This is a genomic window from Evansella halocellulosilytica (assembly GCF_002335745.1).
GTDB lineage: Bacteria > Bacillota > Bacilli > Bacillales > Salisediminibacteriaceae > Bacillus_CA > Bacillus_CA halocellulosilytica.
Map to the genome: position 1 here is coordinate 286,496 of NZ_NIST01000001.1, position 15,216 is coordinate 301,711.

Annotated in this window: 17 protein-coding genes; all 17 read right to left on the reverse strand. The window is 40.3% G+C overall.

Translation table 11 applies throughout. The features are described 5' to 3' along the window. Positions 1-53: 53 nt before the first annotated feature. Positions 54-1,058, reverse strand: a complete 1,005-nt coding sequence (pdxA, locus tag CD001_RS01285) for a 4-hydroxythreonine-4-phosphate dehydrogenase PdxA (protein WP_096185841.1) — start codon at positions 1,056-1,058, stop codon at positions 54-56. A gap of 13 nt (positions 1,059-1,071) precedes the next feature. Next, the gene (locus tag CD001_RS01290; protein ID WP_096185842.1) at positions 1,072-2,355 is read right to left on the reverse strand and encodes a four-carbon acid sugar kinase family protein; all 1,284 of its coding nucleotides are present in this window, start codon (positions 2,353-2,355) and stop codon (positions 1,072-1,074) included. 3 nt (positions 2,356-2,358) lie between these two features. Further along, complete coding sequence (locus tag CD001_RS01295; protein WP_096185843.1) at positions 2,359-3,126, reverse strand: DeoR/GlpR family DNA-binding transcription regulator; 768 nt, start codon at positions 3,124-3,126, stop codon at positions 2,359-2,361. A gap of 183 nt (positions 3,127-3,309) precedes the next feature. Beyond that, the gene (locus CD001_RS01300; RefSeq protein ID WP_179298561.1) at positions 3,310-5,763 is read right to left on the reverse strand and encodes a penicillin acylase family protein; all 2,454 of its coding nucleotides are present in this window, start codon (positions 5,761-5,763) and stop codon (positions 3,310-3,312) included. A 651-nt stretch (positions 5,764-6,414) separates the two neighbouring features. Further along, a complete protein-coding gene (locus CD001_RS26180; protein WP_179298562.1) occupies positions 6,415-6,678 on the reverse strand; it encodes a hypothetical protein in 264 nt (87 codons plus the stop codon). A 305-nt stretch (positions 6,679-6,983) separates the two neighbouring features. Continuing rightward, entirely contained in the window at positions 6,984-7,130 is a 147-nt protein-coding gene (locus tag CD001_RS26185) for a hypothetical protein (protein WP_179298563.1), read from the reverse strand. A 162-nt stretch (positions 7,131-7,292) separates the two neighbouring features. Further along, positions 7,293-7,439, reverse strand: a complete 147-nt coding sequence (locus CD001_RS26190) for a hypothetical protein (RefSeq protein WP_179298564.1) — start codon at positions 7,437-7,439, stop codon at positions 7,293-7,295. A 63-nt stretch (positions 7,440-7,502) separates the two neighbouring features. Beyond that, complete coding sequence (locus CD001_RS26195) at positions 7,503-7,649, reverse strand: hypothetical protein (protein WP_179298565.1); 147 nt, start codon at positions 7,647-7,649, stop codon at positions 7,503-7,505. A 102-nt stretch (positions 7,650-7,751) separates the two neighbouring features. After that, positions 7,752-8,015, reverse strand: a complete 264-nt coding sequence (locus CD001_RS01310) for a DNA primase (protein ID WP_096185845.1) — start codon at positions 8,013-8,015, stop codon at positions 7,752-7,754. A gap of 80 nt (positions 8,016-8,095) precedes the next feature. Further along, entirely contained in the window at positions 8,096-8,263 is a 168-nt protein-coding gene (locus CD001_RS26200; protein WP_179298566.1) for a hypothetical protein, read from the reverse strand. Positions 8,264-8,850: 587 nt separating this feature from the next. Continuing rightward, the gene (gene fabZ, locus CD001_RS01315; protein WP_096185846.1) at positions 8,851-9,285 is read right to left on the reverse strand and encodes a 3-hydroxyacyl-ACP dehydratase FabZ; all 435 of its coding nucleotides are present in this window, start codon (positions 9,283-9,285) and stop codon (positions 8,851-8,853) included. Positions 9,286-9,641: 356 nt separating this feature from the next. Continuing rightward, positions 9,642-10,286, reverse strand: a complete 645-nt coding sequence (locus CD001_RS26750; protein WP_257009677.1) for a DNA-directed RNA polymerase subunit beta — start codon at positions 10,284-10,286, stop codon at positions 9,642-9,644. A 43-nt stretch (positions 10,287-10,329) separates the two neighbouring features. Continuing rightward, the gene (locus CD001_RS01325; RefSeq protein WP_179298567.1) at positions 10,330-11,160 is read right to left on the reverse strand and encodes a flagellar hook-basal body protein; all 831 of its coding nucleotides are present in this window, start codon (positions 11,158-11,160) and stop codon (positions 10,330-10,332) included. A 50-nt stretch (positions 11,161-11,210) separates the two neighbouring features. Then, a complete protein-coding gene (locus CD001_RS01330) occupies positions 11,211-12,035 on the reverse strand; it encodes a flagellar hook-basal body protein (RefSeq protein ID WP_096185847.1) in 825 nt (274 codons plus the stop codon). 169 nt (positions 12,036-12,204) lie between these two features. Beyond that, positions 12,205-13,209, reverse strand: coding sequence for a rod shape-determining protein (mreB, locus tag CD001_RS01335; RefSeq protein WP_096185848.1), 1,005 nt, complete (start codon positions 13,207-13,209; stop codon positions 12,205-12,207). Between the two features lie 128 nt (positions 13,210-13,337). Further along, entirely contained in the window at positions 13,338-13,622 is a 285-nt protein-coding gene (gene spoIIID, locus CD001_RS01340) for a sporulation transcriptional regulator SpoIIID (RefSeq protein ID WP_096185849.1), read from the reverse strand. 614 nt (positions 13,623-14,236) lie between these two features. Further along, entirely contained in the window at positions 14,237-15,097 is an 861-nt protein-coding gene (locus tag CD001_RS01345) for a M23 family metallopeptidase (RefSeq protein WP_096185850.1), read from the reverse strand. Between the last annotated feature and the right edge of the window lie 119 nt (positions 15,098-15,216).

The following is a 15,216-nucleotide window of genomic DNA, read 5'->3' on the forward strand; positions in this document are numbered from 1 at the left end:
CCAACAGTAGCGAAAGACGTCTACCGATTAAAGCAGGGCGGACTGACAATGACTTATTTATTTGTAAAATGCGGTGCATATTTTGCAGCAAGTTTAATACATTCTTCCATACTGACAGAGCTTGCAATCCCTTTTCCTGCGATATCAAATGCAGTTCCGTGATCAACAGACGTTCGAAGGAATGGCAGACCATTTGTAATCGAGATCGTTTTTTCAAAGTCTGTCATTTTCGCCGCGATGTGGCCTTGGTCATGGTATAAAGAAAGAACTGCATCGTATTTTCCTTGTAATGCTTGGTGGAAAACAGAGTCAGCTGGAACGGGTCCGACAGCGTCAATCCCATCTTCTACCGCTCTTTCAATACCTGGGCGAATTTCATCGACTTCTTCCATACCGAACAAACCGTTTTCACCACTGTGCGGATTTAAACCTGCGACTGCAAACTTACGTGTTGAAACACCTAGCTTTTGTAACGCCTCATTACAACGCTTTAAATAGTCATGGACTCTTTCTTTCGTCATTTGATCGATCGCATCTTTTAATGACAAGTGGCGTGTTAAAAAGAAGATTCTCATGTTTTTCACTTCAAACATCGTTAACGGGTCATTCGTTTCAGTCATGGAAGCGAGCATTTCTGTATGACCGATATGCGGTACATTGGCCGCTTTCAAAGATTCTTTATTAATTGGCGTTGTCGCGATGACATCTGCAATTCCTTCGTTTGCAAGGCGAACTGCTTCTTCAATATATTCAAACGCTGCTTGGCCACATTGTGCCTGAACTTCACCGAATTCGAACGTTTCTAAATCAACGTTGTCCTTAGAAAGAACATCGATTGAGCCAAACTCAAACTTCGCTTCATGAACAGATGAAATCTCATTGATCACGAGGTCGACTCCCATAATTTCAACTGCTCTTTTCATAATTGCAGTACTTCCGATTACAACGGGCTTTCCTGATTCAAACACTTCTTTAATCGCCAATGCTCCAACTGTAATTTCCGGCCCGATGCCTGCTGGGTCTCCCATTGGAATTGCGATAACAGGTTTATTTGTCATGGTCATTTCCCCTTTATAGTTTAGTTTGTAAAAATTTCACGCATTCATAAATCGACTTCTTATTTCCGATCATCCCGCCCTTTGTAATAATCGGCAAGTCATGAAAGTGTCCACCTATCAATTTTCCATAAGCTGCAAGTGGAAGCACTTCGTCTTCTAGTTGAATGCCGCTCGCGAGACTGATTGAACAAAGTGATGCGGTGACATCTCCTCCACTGGAAAAGCACCCTTTAATCATTGAATCTTGATCTTCAATAATTTTTCTGCTTATTTTTGCGAGACCGTCCGTAATCCGTTTCGCTAAAGCATCTTCACTGACATTTTCTTGTTTTGCGATTTCCGCTAAATTGATTAACGAATGTCCCGGTAGATGAGTTGTAATAATTAGCACCGATTGATCTTTCGCTTCCAGTGCTTCTTCGGTTGCTCTTTCGATCTCTTCATCCCAGCTTGACGTATAACTCGCTAACGGTTTCGGATTCACATAGACAGGCTTAGCTTCTGTTTTTTCAATTAAATAATGAAGCTGTTGTCCAGTCAGCTTTGTTGCACTGCCAACTGTGACGAGAATTCTTTCTTGTTCTACCTTTTGATTGCGTACTGCTTTTGCATAAGCGGCTGTTAACGGTCCAGGATCAGCAGAAATGATCGGACGATTCGGAATGAGCGCCATTGCTTCGGCGATATGCTCAACTTGGTCGTTCGTCGTCGCATCACAGACGATAACTCGATTTCCATTTTCAATTGCTGTTTCTAATTTTTCCGTTAACTCACTTAAAGATCCTAAAATATCTTTCAATCCTAAAAATTCGACTTCGTGCTTCGTCTGTTTTTTCATTAATGATGGAATGTACGATTCGTTAATCGGGTGGACAGGATCGTTCGCAACATCTGTTTGCTGTAAAGGAACATCATCGACAAGTAAGTACCCTCCTAACACAATTCTTCCTGAATCGGGGAAGGACGGAACGACAACAGCAATTGACTCTTTACCGAGATCTTCGAGAATCGCATCAATCTCGACACCGATATTTCCACGAAACGTACTGTCGATCCGTTTTGAAAAAAGCTGTGCGCCCCACTTTTTAAAGTGATCCATCGCTTGCTGTGTTCGTTTTTTTGCAATTTCAGGGGTGCTATAACGGCTATCTGTATCGATGACAATCGCATCGTAATTCGTTGTCTCTGGAAAATTTGCACCTTGTACCATTGTGGCAGCATATATTCCTTGTTTACTTAACCTGACACCGGTCGCATTTGCACCAGTAAGATCATCAGCGACAATTCCTATTTTCATGCTCTACCCTTCTTTCTTTGTTGAAACGGTGATCACATTCTCGTGATATGATTCTAAGTTAATGTGGGACACATGGTCATCTGTAATAATCCCTTTTACTTCATTTAGTGCACAAACAGTCGCAAAGGATTTTTTGTTAAATTTGCTTGAGTCTGTAATGAGCCAGCTTTCGCTTGCTGCACTTCTCATCATCTGTTTTATTTTCGCTTTTTCAAGCGTCGGTGCTGTCACTCCTGCTGAAGGGTGAATCGCGTGTGCACCTAAAAACATGAGATCAACATTAATATGTGACAACAGCTCCTGTGTGTGCGGTCCGAACATCGCGCCAACTTTATTTTGAAGCTCCCCGCCTGTGACGATCACATGTACATTTGAATCAACAAATTCAGCTGCAATTAAAATATCATTTGTAATAATCGTTAAGTTTTCTCTTTTCTTTAAAACACGAGCTAACTCAAGCGTTGTTGTCCCGGAATCTAAAATAATCGTGTTTCCATCCTCAACAATGTTCCCAGCTTCGATTGCAATCACTTTCTTTTCATATTGAAATTGGTGTTCTTTATTCGAATATGGTGTTTCATTAATGAGCCCTTGCAAAGGTACTGCACCACCGTGTGTTCGAATCAATTTGTTATCATTTTCTAATGACATCAAATCACGGCGAATCGTCATACTCGATACACCTAACGATTTCACGAGATCCTCAATCTCAACTTTTCCATTGTCTAAAACGAGCTGTTCAATATAATTTCTTCTTTGCTTAATGTTCATTTTTACCATCCCTTTTGTTTAAAATGAACACTTTGTGATTATTATTATCAGATATACGTTCGATTTTGTCAATACATATTCACAAATGTTCATTTCGAACTTCGATTTTTATATTCTTGTTTTATTTTATCAAAAAAATGTATCCAGGACCTTATACGTTGAGGGGTATAAGATCCTAGATACTTATCTGGTAAATGTCTTTACTTTCGTTCCTTCAACAGATCGTTTATCGTAGATCATCGGTTGAAGTTCTCCTTCTAGCCATAACTCTACTTGATCGTCATAATGAGGTGAAAATAGCTGTCCTGATTGGCCTGGCATGACGATGTCATACATGTCATCAGGGGAACGGAGGTCTGCAACGAAACGCCAGCCCGCTCCATGATTTACATTTCCGGTTTCGCGATTGTAGCTATGTGCACCAGGCGTATTTGAACTGCCGCCAACTTCCCACGTCCCAATATTAAATAAATGGTTTAATGGCCAGACGGAGGATAGCGGATGCTCTATCGTCATACGATGCCACTCCCCCCATGTCCAAGATGCTATGTTTTCACCTTGAATGTCTTCACCTTTTGCAATCGCTTGAGAAAATGTCGTTAAGGCAAATTCTCTGAGCTCGCGATGATGTTCACCTTGTAAGTCAGCAAATAAAATTTTTTCAGGATGGTTATGGGCGTCTACGAGCGCTTTATGAATCGCGAGTTGGTTCGAATACTCAAACCCGAGTAGCTCGTCGAATAATGCATGGCCAATGTCATCCATCCATATGTTCCAAATGAAAGCTGCTCCAGAATCCGTTGATTCGATATAGTTCCATTCTCGTAGCATGTCATACCCTTCTTTTTCTTTATCTGAAAGAGAATCGATTTCTGCTTCTATCGCCTCAAGTAAAATCGGAAGCAAGGAACGAGCTTGTGTATTTAAAAAATCGAGCTGCATCTCCTTCATATCGTCGATCGTGAACGGTTCACCTGAATCAATCTGGCTTTGAATCATTTCATTTAGGCGCTCTGCACGATACGGATGGAAAGAACGGCCTATCTCATACGGGTATTGATCATCAACCGGTTTGTTGTTCGCTGTCATGATGTACCCTTGTTCAGGATTCATCTGCTGGGGCAGATCCTCTGGTTCAATAAAGCCTTGCCATTGATATTCGGGGTCCCACCCTGGGACGGGCAGCATGCCATTTGAATGCTCTCTAATTGGCAGGAGTGCTTGACCACGGTATCCAATATTGCCGTCGCGATCTGCAAACACCCAGCTTAAGCCTGGAGTTACAAATTGATCTAGCCCTGCCATAAACTCCTCAGCATTTTCGGAACGATTTAATGCAAGCACACCATTTAGCTCTTCCCCCGCTTCTCTTCCGGTCCATCGAAGCGACATCGCTTGATAAGGAGTGTCTCCAATTGTGTCACCAATCTCTATTTCTTCATTGATAATGTTGTTGATAATCGGGCCATTTCTTGTCACTTCAACTGTTTCTATATGTTGGTTTCCTCCACTCACTTCGATAACTTCTTCAATGACTTCTGCTTCTTCCCATTCACCATCATACAAATAATGATGAGGTTTTTCTGGATGCACCTGTTCTAAGTAAAGATCCTCCTGATCGACAGATAACGAAGTCACGCCCCAAGCAAGGTGCGTGTTATGCCCGAGAACAACACCGGGTACTCCAGGAACAGTGACACCGATTGAGTGAAAATCATTTTCTAAGTTTAAATGTGTCTGATACCAGACACTCGGTATGTCGAATCCTAAATGCGGGTCATCAGCGACGAGTGGAAAGCCCGACTCAGTAAACTCACCACTAATTGCCCAATTATTGCTGCCATTATGTTCAGCTGGAGCAAATGCAGTTAATGACTGAAGCTCTTCGGCTAAAAATGGACTTTCGATATGAGCAGTTTCTTCATATATCGTCGGGAACTTGTCATCGATATGATAGTCGGGAATGAGGTGTTCAGCATCTTCACCTAACTCTTTTACCATTAAATAATGGTCAAGCTCACTTCGGTAATTCCCTGATAACGTGTATCCCATATATTTGACGACAATTGCTGAATCTATTGGCGTCCATGGTTCCGGCTCATAGCCGAGAATCCGGAATTCTATTGGCTGTTTTCCCTCTTCAAATGCTTCTTCGATATATGCGGTCACTCCAGCTGAATAAGCATCAACCATCATTGTCGTCTCTTCATCAAAAAGATCGATGAGTTCTGGAGCAGCGCGGTGCATACCGTATGTTCGGAAAAATATATCACTGTCTAACGCCGCTTCTCCGACTACTTCTGAAAGTCTTCCGCCAGCTAAACGCCGTGTCATATCCATTTGAAAGAGTCGATCTTGTGCAGTGACATAGCCTTGGATATAAAATAAATCTTCTAGATTTGCCGCGTTAATTTGTGCAACACCTCGATCATCACGAATGACCGAAACCTCTTCTTGTAGCTGCACCATTTGTTTTTCCCCTTCGACATTAGGGTGAGGCTGTGTTGCAAACCAATATAAGAAGGCGGTTGCAGCAGTGAGCAAAAGGAAGATGCTCATCAAAGTAATTGAAATAATCTTTACCCACAGCCGTTTAAAAAACGGCCTTTTCGACCGAGTTACCACTGTTGTCTCCACATCGAATCCCCCTTTATTCTCTCTATCACATCGTTTATGTACCCATATATTATTCGACATCATCACCCACCATTCCTTTGATTTCCAATTAAAACCCAAGTGCCTGGCACATGGAAATTAATTTCCATGTGCCAGGCGCAAAAAAAACCGATGAGGGTGGTGGGACCTCATCGGTTTATATCCGTTCAATCTATATTATTAAGGGGAGTAGTGGGTGCCGCAACAATGTCAGGTGGGTTCCTGAACAAGGTTGCGATACTTTCTTAATGTTGCTTTAGTGAGAAACAGTTTTACGATGCTGCTTGCTTCCCTAATGAACATTGGGAAAAGGTGGTGGCTGCCCCTTTCCCCTGTTCATTTATACAAAACTCCTTGTGGCTAAGAAGGAGTTTTGTTGCAACGATTGTTCAAACCATTAACGACGGTGTCAACGTATTGAATGAACAATCGATCGCTCAAAATAATCATTTAGGCTGTTCAACAAAGATAGGACATCGTTACCGAAATTCAATCTTTTTTCGCTCTTATGTCCCCTTTATTGAGCATGCGCTAATAGGGAGTTAGGATATTATTTTCCTAATAAATTTGCACAGAATTTCATGCTTACTAACGAAACGTTAGTATTCAAAAACCAAGTCCGTAAAAAAAGAATTACATATCTTCTTCTTCGTCTACGTCTTCTTCATCTTCATCATCAAAGATGTCATCTTCTACATCGTCTTCTAGATCGTCTTCACCTTCGTCGAACTCATCTTCTTCGAATTCGTCTTCTTCAAATTCATCATCGATGTCTTCTTCGATTCCAGTATCCTCATCTACTGGTGCATCGTCTTCTGGTTCAGCGTCTCCGCATGCTGCTAATACTCCTACTGTTAAAGCTCCAGACATAATTGATAACATTAATTTTTTCTTCATTATTAATTCCTCCTGTTGAATAAATATCTTGATGTTAGGTATGATTTTTCACCCCAACGTCGCATTCACTACCTTACAATAATGGCTGCGATGGAACTTATCATAACTTTATTTTTTTTAAGGTGCAATCCTTATCGGAGTTTTTTCAAACTCTTTGACAGTTCACCATAATGTAACGGCTTGTCTACACAATTTAGGTGAAATGTATGAAAAGGTTAATGTATACTGCCGGTTTAGCGTTCCCCGTCAAAACCAGCAGTATACGAAGGGTGAGCTTAAAAATTGTATATCTTACTTAAAATTGTTTAAACGTCTTCGTCAATGTCTCCGCCATCATCTTCCATCATCGGGTCATCTTCTTGCATTGGATCATCTTCAACATCTCCACACGCAGCTAAAACACCGACTGTTAAAACACCAGATAACAGTGCAAACAATACTTTCTTTTTCATCACAAGTTCCTCCTAATTAATTTCGTATCATACAAACGTAACTCTTGAGCTGCCATTCATTGATCTATATAAAAAGGGAATTGAGCGAAATTGCTCACCCTTGTTTATTAGAACAGAAAAGAGGGACATCTATATTGACTAATTATTTTTAACAGAAAATGCTTAAGAGTCTCCTCCACCGACAGTGTCATCCTCTTCCATCATTGGATCATCCTCTTGAATTGGATCGTCTTCGATGTCACCACATGCTGCTAATACTCCAACAGTTAACATTCCTGAAAATAACGTTAGCAATAATTTTTTCTTCATGATACATCCCTCCTTTTTAAAGGCGTGAGTTGATCGTTTTCATTAAAGGGCCTTCATGATGACTTAAAAGTCTCCGTCATCTGTACCGCCATCATCTTCCATCATCGGATCATCTTCTTGCATTGGATCATCCTCAACATCGCCGCACGCTGCTAGTACTCCAACGGTTAATACACTTGATAATAGTGTTAATAAGATTTTCTTTTTCATTCTAATTCCCTCCTATATACTTATTTGTTATTGAACTTATTTTAAACGCTAACGATTAAACCCATACATGCTTATTGAGATCATTTTTCAATATGGCTTTAATTATTCACCAAACTCGTCATCTTCTTCGTCTTCAACATCATCAAAGCCGTCATCTTCTTCGCCTTCATCGACGTCGAAGCCATCATCTTCACCTTCAGTATCTTCACCTAAATCTGCGTCGTCTCCATTGTCATCTGTTTCGAATTCTCCGTCATCAGTTCCGTTTGTTCCATCGTCTACATCAACATCTTCATCACCACATGCGCTTAATAAACCTAAAGCTAATACTGTTGATAGTCCTGTTAAAAGTGCTTTCTTTTTCATGATTCGTTCCTCCTCTTTTCTTCTCCCATATATTTTTCTTTCTCTATGTTAAGTCTTGTTGTTCCGGAAAAATCGTGAGTTTACTCGTCCTCAACATCTAGGTCAACATCATCTCCATTTTCCTCCTCGACGACGCCTCCTTCGTCGATTCCGTCGTCATTCACGTCTACATCGTCATCAGCACAAGCCCCTAGTAAACTTAGTGCTAGCACTGTCGATGCAGCTGTTAAGAATGTTTTCTTTCTCATATAAACATTCCCTCCTCAGCAAAAAATGGTTTTAAAAATTTCTAACGAAGATCATAGTTAAAAAATGATCCCGTTAGGAGTGATTCTATGTGCCCTATTACACGAATTCAACTGTTTCAAACATCTTTTTGTACTTTTTTACAATCTCCCATAATGTTTACACAGAGTCACAAAATCAGCTTTTTTATTCTTCTTTTTCCGTTTCTTTGCAGAGAATAGGAACTTTTCCTAAGGATTTGTTATTTTTCATTCAATTATTCTCAAATAGAAAAAAATTCTTGGCCAAAAAGGCATTTCCAAGTTCCCCCAGGTGCCTGGCACATGGGGAAATATGGAACTTATGTTGAGGGGGGCATTATGTGGTGGTGAGGGGGTTACGCTGAATAATATTCGACAAACGTTTTTAGAAAGCAGATTACGCCTCAATGATCGAAAGCGAATTTCACCAACCAATGATGAAAAAAGTCAAAAAATAGTTAAACAAACGTTTGTTTAGTACGTACCTCTTCGAAATGTCAGAGGTTGTGTATTTCCTTTAAACAAAAAAAGCCTTGCTAGTATCGACTAACTTGGCTTCTTCATGATTTCTAGTCTTCTTTATCTGCTAAGGCAAACATAAGCTCTGCTTCAGCCACTGTTTGTCCATCAACCGATGCGACCGCTTTTCCTTTGCCGATTTTTCCTCTTAACCGTGTCATTTCTACTTCCAACCTTAATTGGTCGCCCGGCTTCACTTGTCCTTTAAATCGGCAGCCGTCAATTCCTGCGAAAAAAGCAAGCTTCCCTCGGTTTTCTTCTTTTTTCAACATTGCAACTGCTCCAACCTGAGCTAAAGCTTCAATAATTAAGACACCAGGCATAACCGGGTAATCCGGAAAGTGGCCGTTAAAAAAGTCCTCATTAGCACTTACATTTTTAATGCCGACAGCTCGTTGCCCTTCTTCTACCTCTAAAATCCGATCAACTAACAAGAAAGGATAACGGTGTGGAATGATCTCTTTAATTTCTTCAATAGTAAGCATTTTTATGACCTCCTATAATATGCAGGTTCTATTTTCCTCATTTAAGTTTACTTTAATCGAGGTCTACTTTACAAGAATAATCATAAAATCATTGTTAACGTGAAAAAATACGATCACCCTCTTCATTAAAAGTCGCGAACAAATTGAAAAAAACATGGACAGAACAAACGTCAAACTGTCAATAGAATAAGGGAAATTGTGCGGTACCAGGTCGCGCACAATTTTGTGAACTCTATTAAAAAACCCGATGGTTGCAAAAAGTTTGCATCCATCGGGTTTATAAAGATAAATATTTTCCATGTCTGTCTATCGGTCGTTGTCTAGACTCTAGAAGACTCGATGTTTATCCTAGTTGATTATCGTGTTCGTTCCCGGTCTGTATCTTCAAAAATAATATCGTATATATGATACCAAGGATCACGATCTAACACATCGCGTGGTTCTCCGTCACCGATCACACCGTAACCAAACATAGCGCCACCGATAAGACTAGCAACTAATAAGATTAGGATAATAATGACTCGAAGCCAAATAGGAATTAAACGAATTCGCCCGCGCTTCGGCTTCACTGCTTTCTCTTTTTGTTCTGCTTTTTCCTGTTTAAGCTCTTTTCTTGTCATTCCTCTGTTTTGTTCTCCATCATCTTCTGCCATTTCTGAACGACGATCTTCTTCCTCTGTAACAAGCAAATTGTCTGGAGGAATCGGGTTGATTGCTTCAATTTCATCTTGTGATTGTTTGACGTCTGCAGAAGAAATGACGGCAACTTCATCATTTACTTCTCTATCATTCTCTTTAGATGATTTTTTTTCACCTAATGAAAAAACAGCAGTTTCTTCACTTACAGAATCAGCTGAATTTTTATAATCTGCATCATCTACGTTATCTTGAAACGAATCAACTTCTGATTGTTTATGTTTTAACTCATCGTTATTTTCAGTTTTCTCGTTTTCAATTGGAGAAGAATGATCTTCTCTTTGAAATTCATTCTCTTTATTCATGACAAACCCCTCGTCACCTTCGGCTTTCTAGCCTATTGTATCCTTAACGAATACTATTGACAAGCCCCATCATTTCATCTGCAATGGAAACTGCTCTTGAATTAAATTGGTAGTTCCTCTGAGTTAACAACATTTCAGAAATTTCATGGCCCATATCGACATTTGACATCTCTAAACTGCCTTGTCTAAATACTTGGGTACCAGCTGCTTCTACTAGCACATCATCCATTTCTAAATCGAGTTCATCTAAGTTTGGAAATGTATACGCGTTATCTCCTATTGAATTTAGAAGCTGAGGTTTTGTAATATTTACTAGCTGCAACTGACCAACAATCTCTGTCTCACCGCCATCTAAAACAACCTCTATCGTACCATCTTCTCTAATTTGAATGTCGTTATATGTTCCCGGAAGAATGATCGGGTCTCCGTCAGCAGATAACAAAAATTCACCATCTTGATCTACGAGAAAATTTTGACCTGCATTATCAGGGTTCGGCGACAAATAAAAAGCCCCATCACGTGTAAAACGTCGTTCTCCATCCTCAGTTGGAGATATTTCAAAGAAGTAACCCGGTTCGGTTAAGGCAACATCTAATGAACGACCTGTTTCATTCAATGAGCCTTGCTCAAAACGCATCGCTGTTTGTGCGACTGCACCTCCTGAACCAACACGCAATCCATTCGGTGTGAGACGTCCGACTTCCTGCCCTGCAACAGGCTGATTATTCACTTGTTGAAACAGCAGATCAGAAAAGCTTACATCTCTACGTTTATATCCCGTTGTATTTGAATTGGCCAAGTTATGACTTGTAGAATCTAACTTTTTTTGCAGCTGTCCCATTGTTACAGCAGCGGAAATCATCGATTGATTCAAACACCTACACCTACTTTCAAAATCATGTATTAATTATTTCAAAACGATCATTATCCTAGTCTGCCTACGTCATTCACTGCTCTCTCTAAGCTACGGTCATAGGCTTGCATCACACGCTGGTTCGCTTCGAATGAGCGCATTGCACTCATCATTTCTGTCATTGTTTGTGAAGCGTCAACGTTCGAACGTTCAATAAAACCTTGTTGAATTTGATAAGTGACGTCATCATTACCGATTGCTGTTACGACCTCATTTTCTCCTTCATACCGCAGTAATCCATCGCCTTCTTTAACTAGTTGGGCAGGATCTTGGACGAGTGCCACATTTAATTGTCCAAGCAGATCGTCATCAGCAGAAAAAATTTCTCCTTCTGCGTTTACTCGGATTTGTTCATTATCTACATTTATTCGCTCGCCATCTGCATCAAGAGCATAATGACCTTGTGAAGTCGTTAAAAATCCCGCTCCATCAATAGTAAAGTTCCCGTTACGTGTATAACGGACGTCGCCATCATCACTTTCTACTGTATAAAACAACATCGCATTCTGCCCTGATTCTTCATCTTCAGGTACCACACCTTGAAGAAGAGCCATGTCAGTTAAATTGCCCGTTTCTTGTATATCTCCTTGGAGAAAATTCGGTGTTCCCTCTTGCATATAAACACCTGTAGCTAAATCACCGATACGATTTGTGCCGTATTGCTGTAAATGGTCAGTGCCAATTGCACTTAAAAGCATATTCGGGAATGTACGTAAAGAGCCTTGGTCTGCTTTATAACCAGGTGTTTCAGCATTCGTTAAATTGTTCGTCAGCATTTCCTGACGGCGCTGCTGGGCGATCATTCCAGCCCCTGCAGAATATAAACCACGAAGCATAGTCTTCACCTCAATATCGACCGTAATAGTCCTATTTATCTATTTATTATATCGGTTTCTTACAATCAAAATTTAATTCTCTTGTCATTAAAGTCTGTCGTCCTATGAATTTACATGATTTATGTAAAAACTGCCTAAAATCTATGTAAGCTTGTCCAACTAAGAAAATTTAAGCTTTTATTTTTTGACGTTGAACGCGATCGAGGTTTTCAAGAAGAATCCCTGTTCCTTCAACGACACAATTCATCGGTTCTTCGGCGATAAATACAGGAACCTTCAACTCTTCAGATAATAGTTGGTCGATTCCATGCAAATATGCGCCGCCCCCTGTTAAGATGACGCCACGATCAATAATATCAGCTGACAGTTCTGGCGGTGTTTGCTCCAGTACATTTTTAGCGGCATGGACGATATGATAGATTGATTCTTCCAATGCTTCTCTAATCTCTTCAGAAGTGACGTTAATCGTGCGCGGCAGCCCTGTTACCATATCTCTTCCGCGTATATCCATATCTGCATCACGGGCACCCGGAAATACCGTCCCAACATTTTTCTTAATTTCTTCAGCCGTCCTGTCTCCAATTAAAAGCTTGTACTTTTTCTTAATATAGTTGAGGATCTCACTATCAAAGCGATCACCTGCAACTTTGATGGAGGAGGCGGTGACGATGTCTCCCATCGAGAGTACTGCTACGTCCGTCGTTCCACCGCCAATGTCTACCACCATATTTCCACTTGGTTGATAAATATCCATTCCTGCACCGACTGCAGCAACTTTTGGCTCTTCTTCCAGGTATACGTTTTTACCCCCACTTTTCTCTGCTGCTTCGCGAATCGCTTTTTGTTCCACTGAAGTAATGTTTGTTGGACAGCAAATTAAAATGCGCGGTTTCACAAACCATCCTTTCACTTTCACTTTATTAAGGAAGTGCTTCAGCATTGATTCTGTCGTATCAAAGTCTGCGATCACTCCGTCCTTCAATGGACGAACTGCAACAATGTTCCCTGGTGTCCGTCCAACCATTCGGAAAGCTTCAGTCCCTACAGCTAACACACGTTTGGTCGTTGTATCAATGGCCACGACGGATGGCTCATTAAGTACAATTCCCTTCCCTCGTACATGAATGAGTACGTTTGCCGTTCCTAAATCAATACCTATATCCCTACCAAGCATTTTCTTATTTCCTCCCTGACCTGATATGCCTATATGGCTTTAGTTTTATCCGATTCTAAGTAGAATTTGTATCTATTGTATCATTTTATCATAATTTGTCAGAAAAAAGTGGTAGGAATTGTTGAAATTTACACTTTTGTTTTCATCGGCTTTTCACTTGGCAGTTCCGGTTTACGATATTTCACTTTTGTTGCTTCTCCCCCGCGAAGATGTCGAATCGATTTGTGGTACTCTAAAATCTCTTTCACTTCGTTGGCCAGCTCTGCATTAATTTCCGGCAGCCGTTCTGTTAAGTCTTTGTGAACTGTACTCTTTGAAACGCCAAACTCTTTTGCAATTGTACGGACTGTTTTCCTCGTCTCTACGATGTACCTACCTATCTTGATTGTTCTCTCCTTGATGTAATCGTGCACACCTCTCGCCTCCCTAGTGTTTCTGGAGTTCAAAAAGACGAAGAAAGACAGCACACCTATACGATGACTTTTCTTGATGTAATGAGCTGCGTTCCTCGTTGAATTCAGGTTTGCCTTGACCCTCCTCAATCTCCTTGAACGACCTTTCTTTGTGGTAAGGTTTGTTAAATTTTATTAGACGGTCTCTTGAGATATGCCTAAAATCAAATATCTGTGTAAAAAAGACGAAATATTCATGAAATAATATGTATTTTTAAATGGATTTAACCTTGAATGGAGTGGATTGAACTCGGTTAAATAATGGATGTATATGTGAAAAAGAAAGTTTTTAATCTTTTTTCAAAAATTTCTTTTCGAGGAACTAATCACTGTTAGAGTTTAAAGTGACAAACTGGGACGTTTAATGGATGGATGGGTGGGTGGGTGGGGGCATGTTCACCAGTTCACTTAGAAGCGGAACATTTTAGTTAAGCAGAACGTTTCTGAACATATCAGCCAGATATGTCAAGTCCTTTTCGTTTAAAACACAAAATTGTCAGGGACCTGGTCCCTGACAATTTTTGTTTTTGGGCGGGAGTGTTCATTAGAATTTTTAACTACTTTTTGGTTTTGCTTTATGATTCTTCTTGTTCTACGTCAGGATTTTGCTCATCTTCCGTATCAGATTCTGGTGCATCTTCTTCATCTTCTCCTGCATCAGGTTCTGGAACATCTTCGGCGCCAGGTTCATCTGCCGCTTGATTTGGTTCAATTTCCGGTAACGACGTCATCGGCTGTTCCATGTAATCAAGTGGATTTACTGGTACACCTTGTTTTCGAATTTCAAAGTGTACATGAATTCCGGCATCACTGTTGTAAAGGTTTCTGCCAGCTTTTGCAACGACATCACCTTGCTTTACAGTCTGACCTACTTCTACTTGTACATCTTCTAAACTTTGATAGATTGAAACAATGTCTTCATCATGTTCGACGTGTACAACTTGTCCAAAAAGGGCATCTTCTTCCGCTTTAATGACAGTACCACTCATTGCGGCAATAACATCAAAGCTTTCTCCCTCTTCTGTAGATAGATCAATGCCTCGGTTTTGGTAGTAATAGTTGTTGTATCGAATAAGGGCATTTTGTTGATCTTCAACAGAAGATTCATAATCATAGAATGTTCCGACTACAGACACTTCATTTTCATCTAACACAGGCATTTGGAATACTTCATTGTTTGCAGTAACTGGGACCGCATCTTCTTCATCTGTTAATGCTTGATCCTCATCCCCAGGTTGATCTATATCAAACTCTGAGTCTCTTTGATCCTCTGCTAAATCATCGCTAGTTCCAGTTAGCCACAAGAATGTTGTTAAAAAGATTGCTGCTAGTGTTAGATAAAGTGCAGGCACCGCCCAACGCTTTTTCATTAGACGCTTGATTTTCGCCTGTAATGGCTCCCTTTTGGAAGCTTGTTTTTCTTCGTTATTGTTCATTTGATCACCACCTCAGCAACCATTGTGATCAAATTAAGCAAACTTTATACATTTTTTAGAAAATTTTTTCTTTTTGACACTTTTACACAAAATTGTCGGGGACCTGGTACCCGACAATT

What these genes read in the sequence shown, in the direction of transcription:
- CD001_RS01310 (WP_096185845.1), bottom strand. Translation starts at nt 8,015, where the DNA reads ATGAAAAAGAAAGCACTTTTAACAGGACTATCAACAGTATTAGCTTTA.
- CD001_RS01345 (WP_096185850.1), bottom strand. Translation starts at nt 15,097, where the DNA reads ATGAACAATAACGAAGAAAAACAAGCTTCCAAAAGGGAGCCATTACAG.
- pdxA (WP_096185841.1), bottom strand. Translation starts at nt 1,058, where the DNA reads ATGACAAATAAACCTGTTATCGCAATTCCAATGGGAGACCCAGCAGGC.
- CD001_RS26180 (WP_179298562.1), bottom strand. Translation starts at nt 6,678, where the DNA reads ATGAAGAAAAAATTAATGTTATCAATTATGTCTGGAGCTTTAACAGTA.
- CD001_RS01290 (WP_096185842.1), bottom strand. Translation starts at nt 2,355, where the DNA reads ATGAAAATAGGAATTGTCGCTGATGATCTTACTGGTGCAAATGCGACC.
- CD001_RS26200 (WP_179298566.1), bottom strand. Translation starts at nt 8,263, where the DNA reads ATGAGAAAGAAAACATTCTTAACAGCTGCATCGACAGTGCTAGCACTA.
- CD001_RS26190 (WP_179298564.1), bottom strand. Translation starts at nt 7,439, where the DNA reads ATGAAGAAAAAATTATTGCTAACGTTATTTTCAGGAATGTTAACTGTT.
- fabZ (WP_096185846.1), bottom strand. Translation starts at nt 9,285, where the DNA reads ATGCTTACTATTGAAGAAATTAAAGAGATCATTCCACACCGTTATCCT.
- CD001_RS26750 (WP_257009677.1), bottom strand. Translation starts at nt 10,286, where the DNA reads ATGAATAAAGAGAATGAATTTCAAAGAGAAGATCATTCTTCTCCAATT.
- mreB (WP_096185848.1), bottom strand. Translation starts at nt 13,209, where the DNA reads ATGCTTGGTAGGGATATAGGTATTGATTTAGGAACGGCAAACGTACTC.
- CD001_RS01295 (WP_096185843.1), bottom strand. Translation starts at nt 3,126, where the DNA reads ATGAACATTAAGCAAAGAAGAAATTATATTGAACAGCTCGTTTTAGAC.
- CD001_RS26195 (WP_179298565.1), bottom strand. Translation starts at nt 7,649, where the DNA reads ATGAAAAAGAAAATCTTATTAACACTATTATCAAGTGTATTAACCGTT.
- CD001_RS01330 (WP_096185847.1), bottom strand. Translation starts at nt 12,035, where the DNA reads ATGCTTCGTGGTTTATATTCTGCAGGGGCTGGAATGATCGCCCAGCAG.
- CD001_RS26185 (WP_179298563.1), bottom strand. Translation starts at nt 7,130, where the DNA reads ATGAAAAAGAAAGTATTGTTTGCACTGTTATCTGGTGTTTTAACAGTC.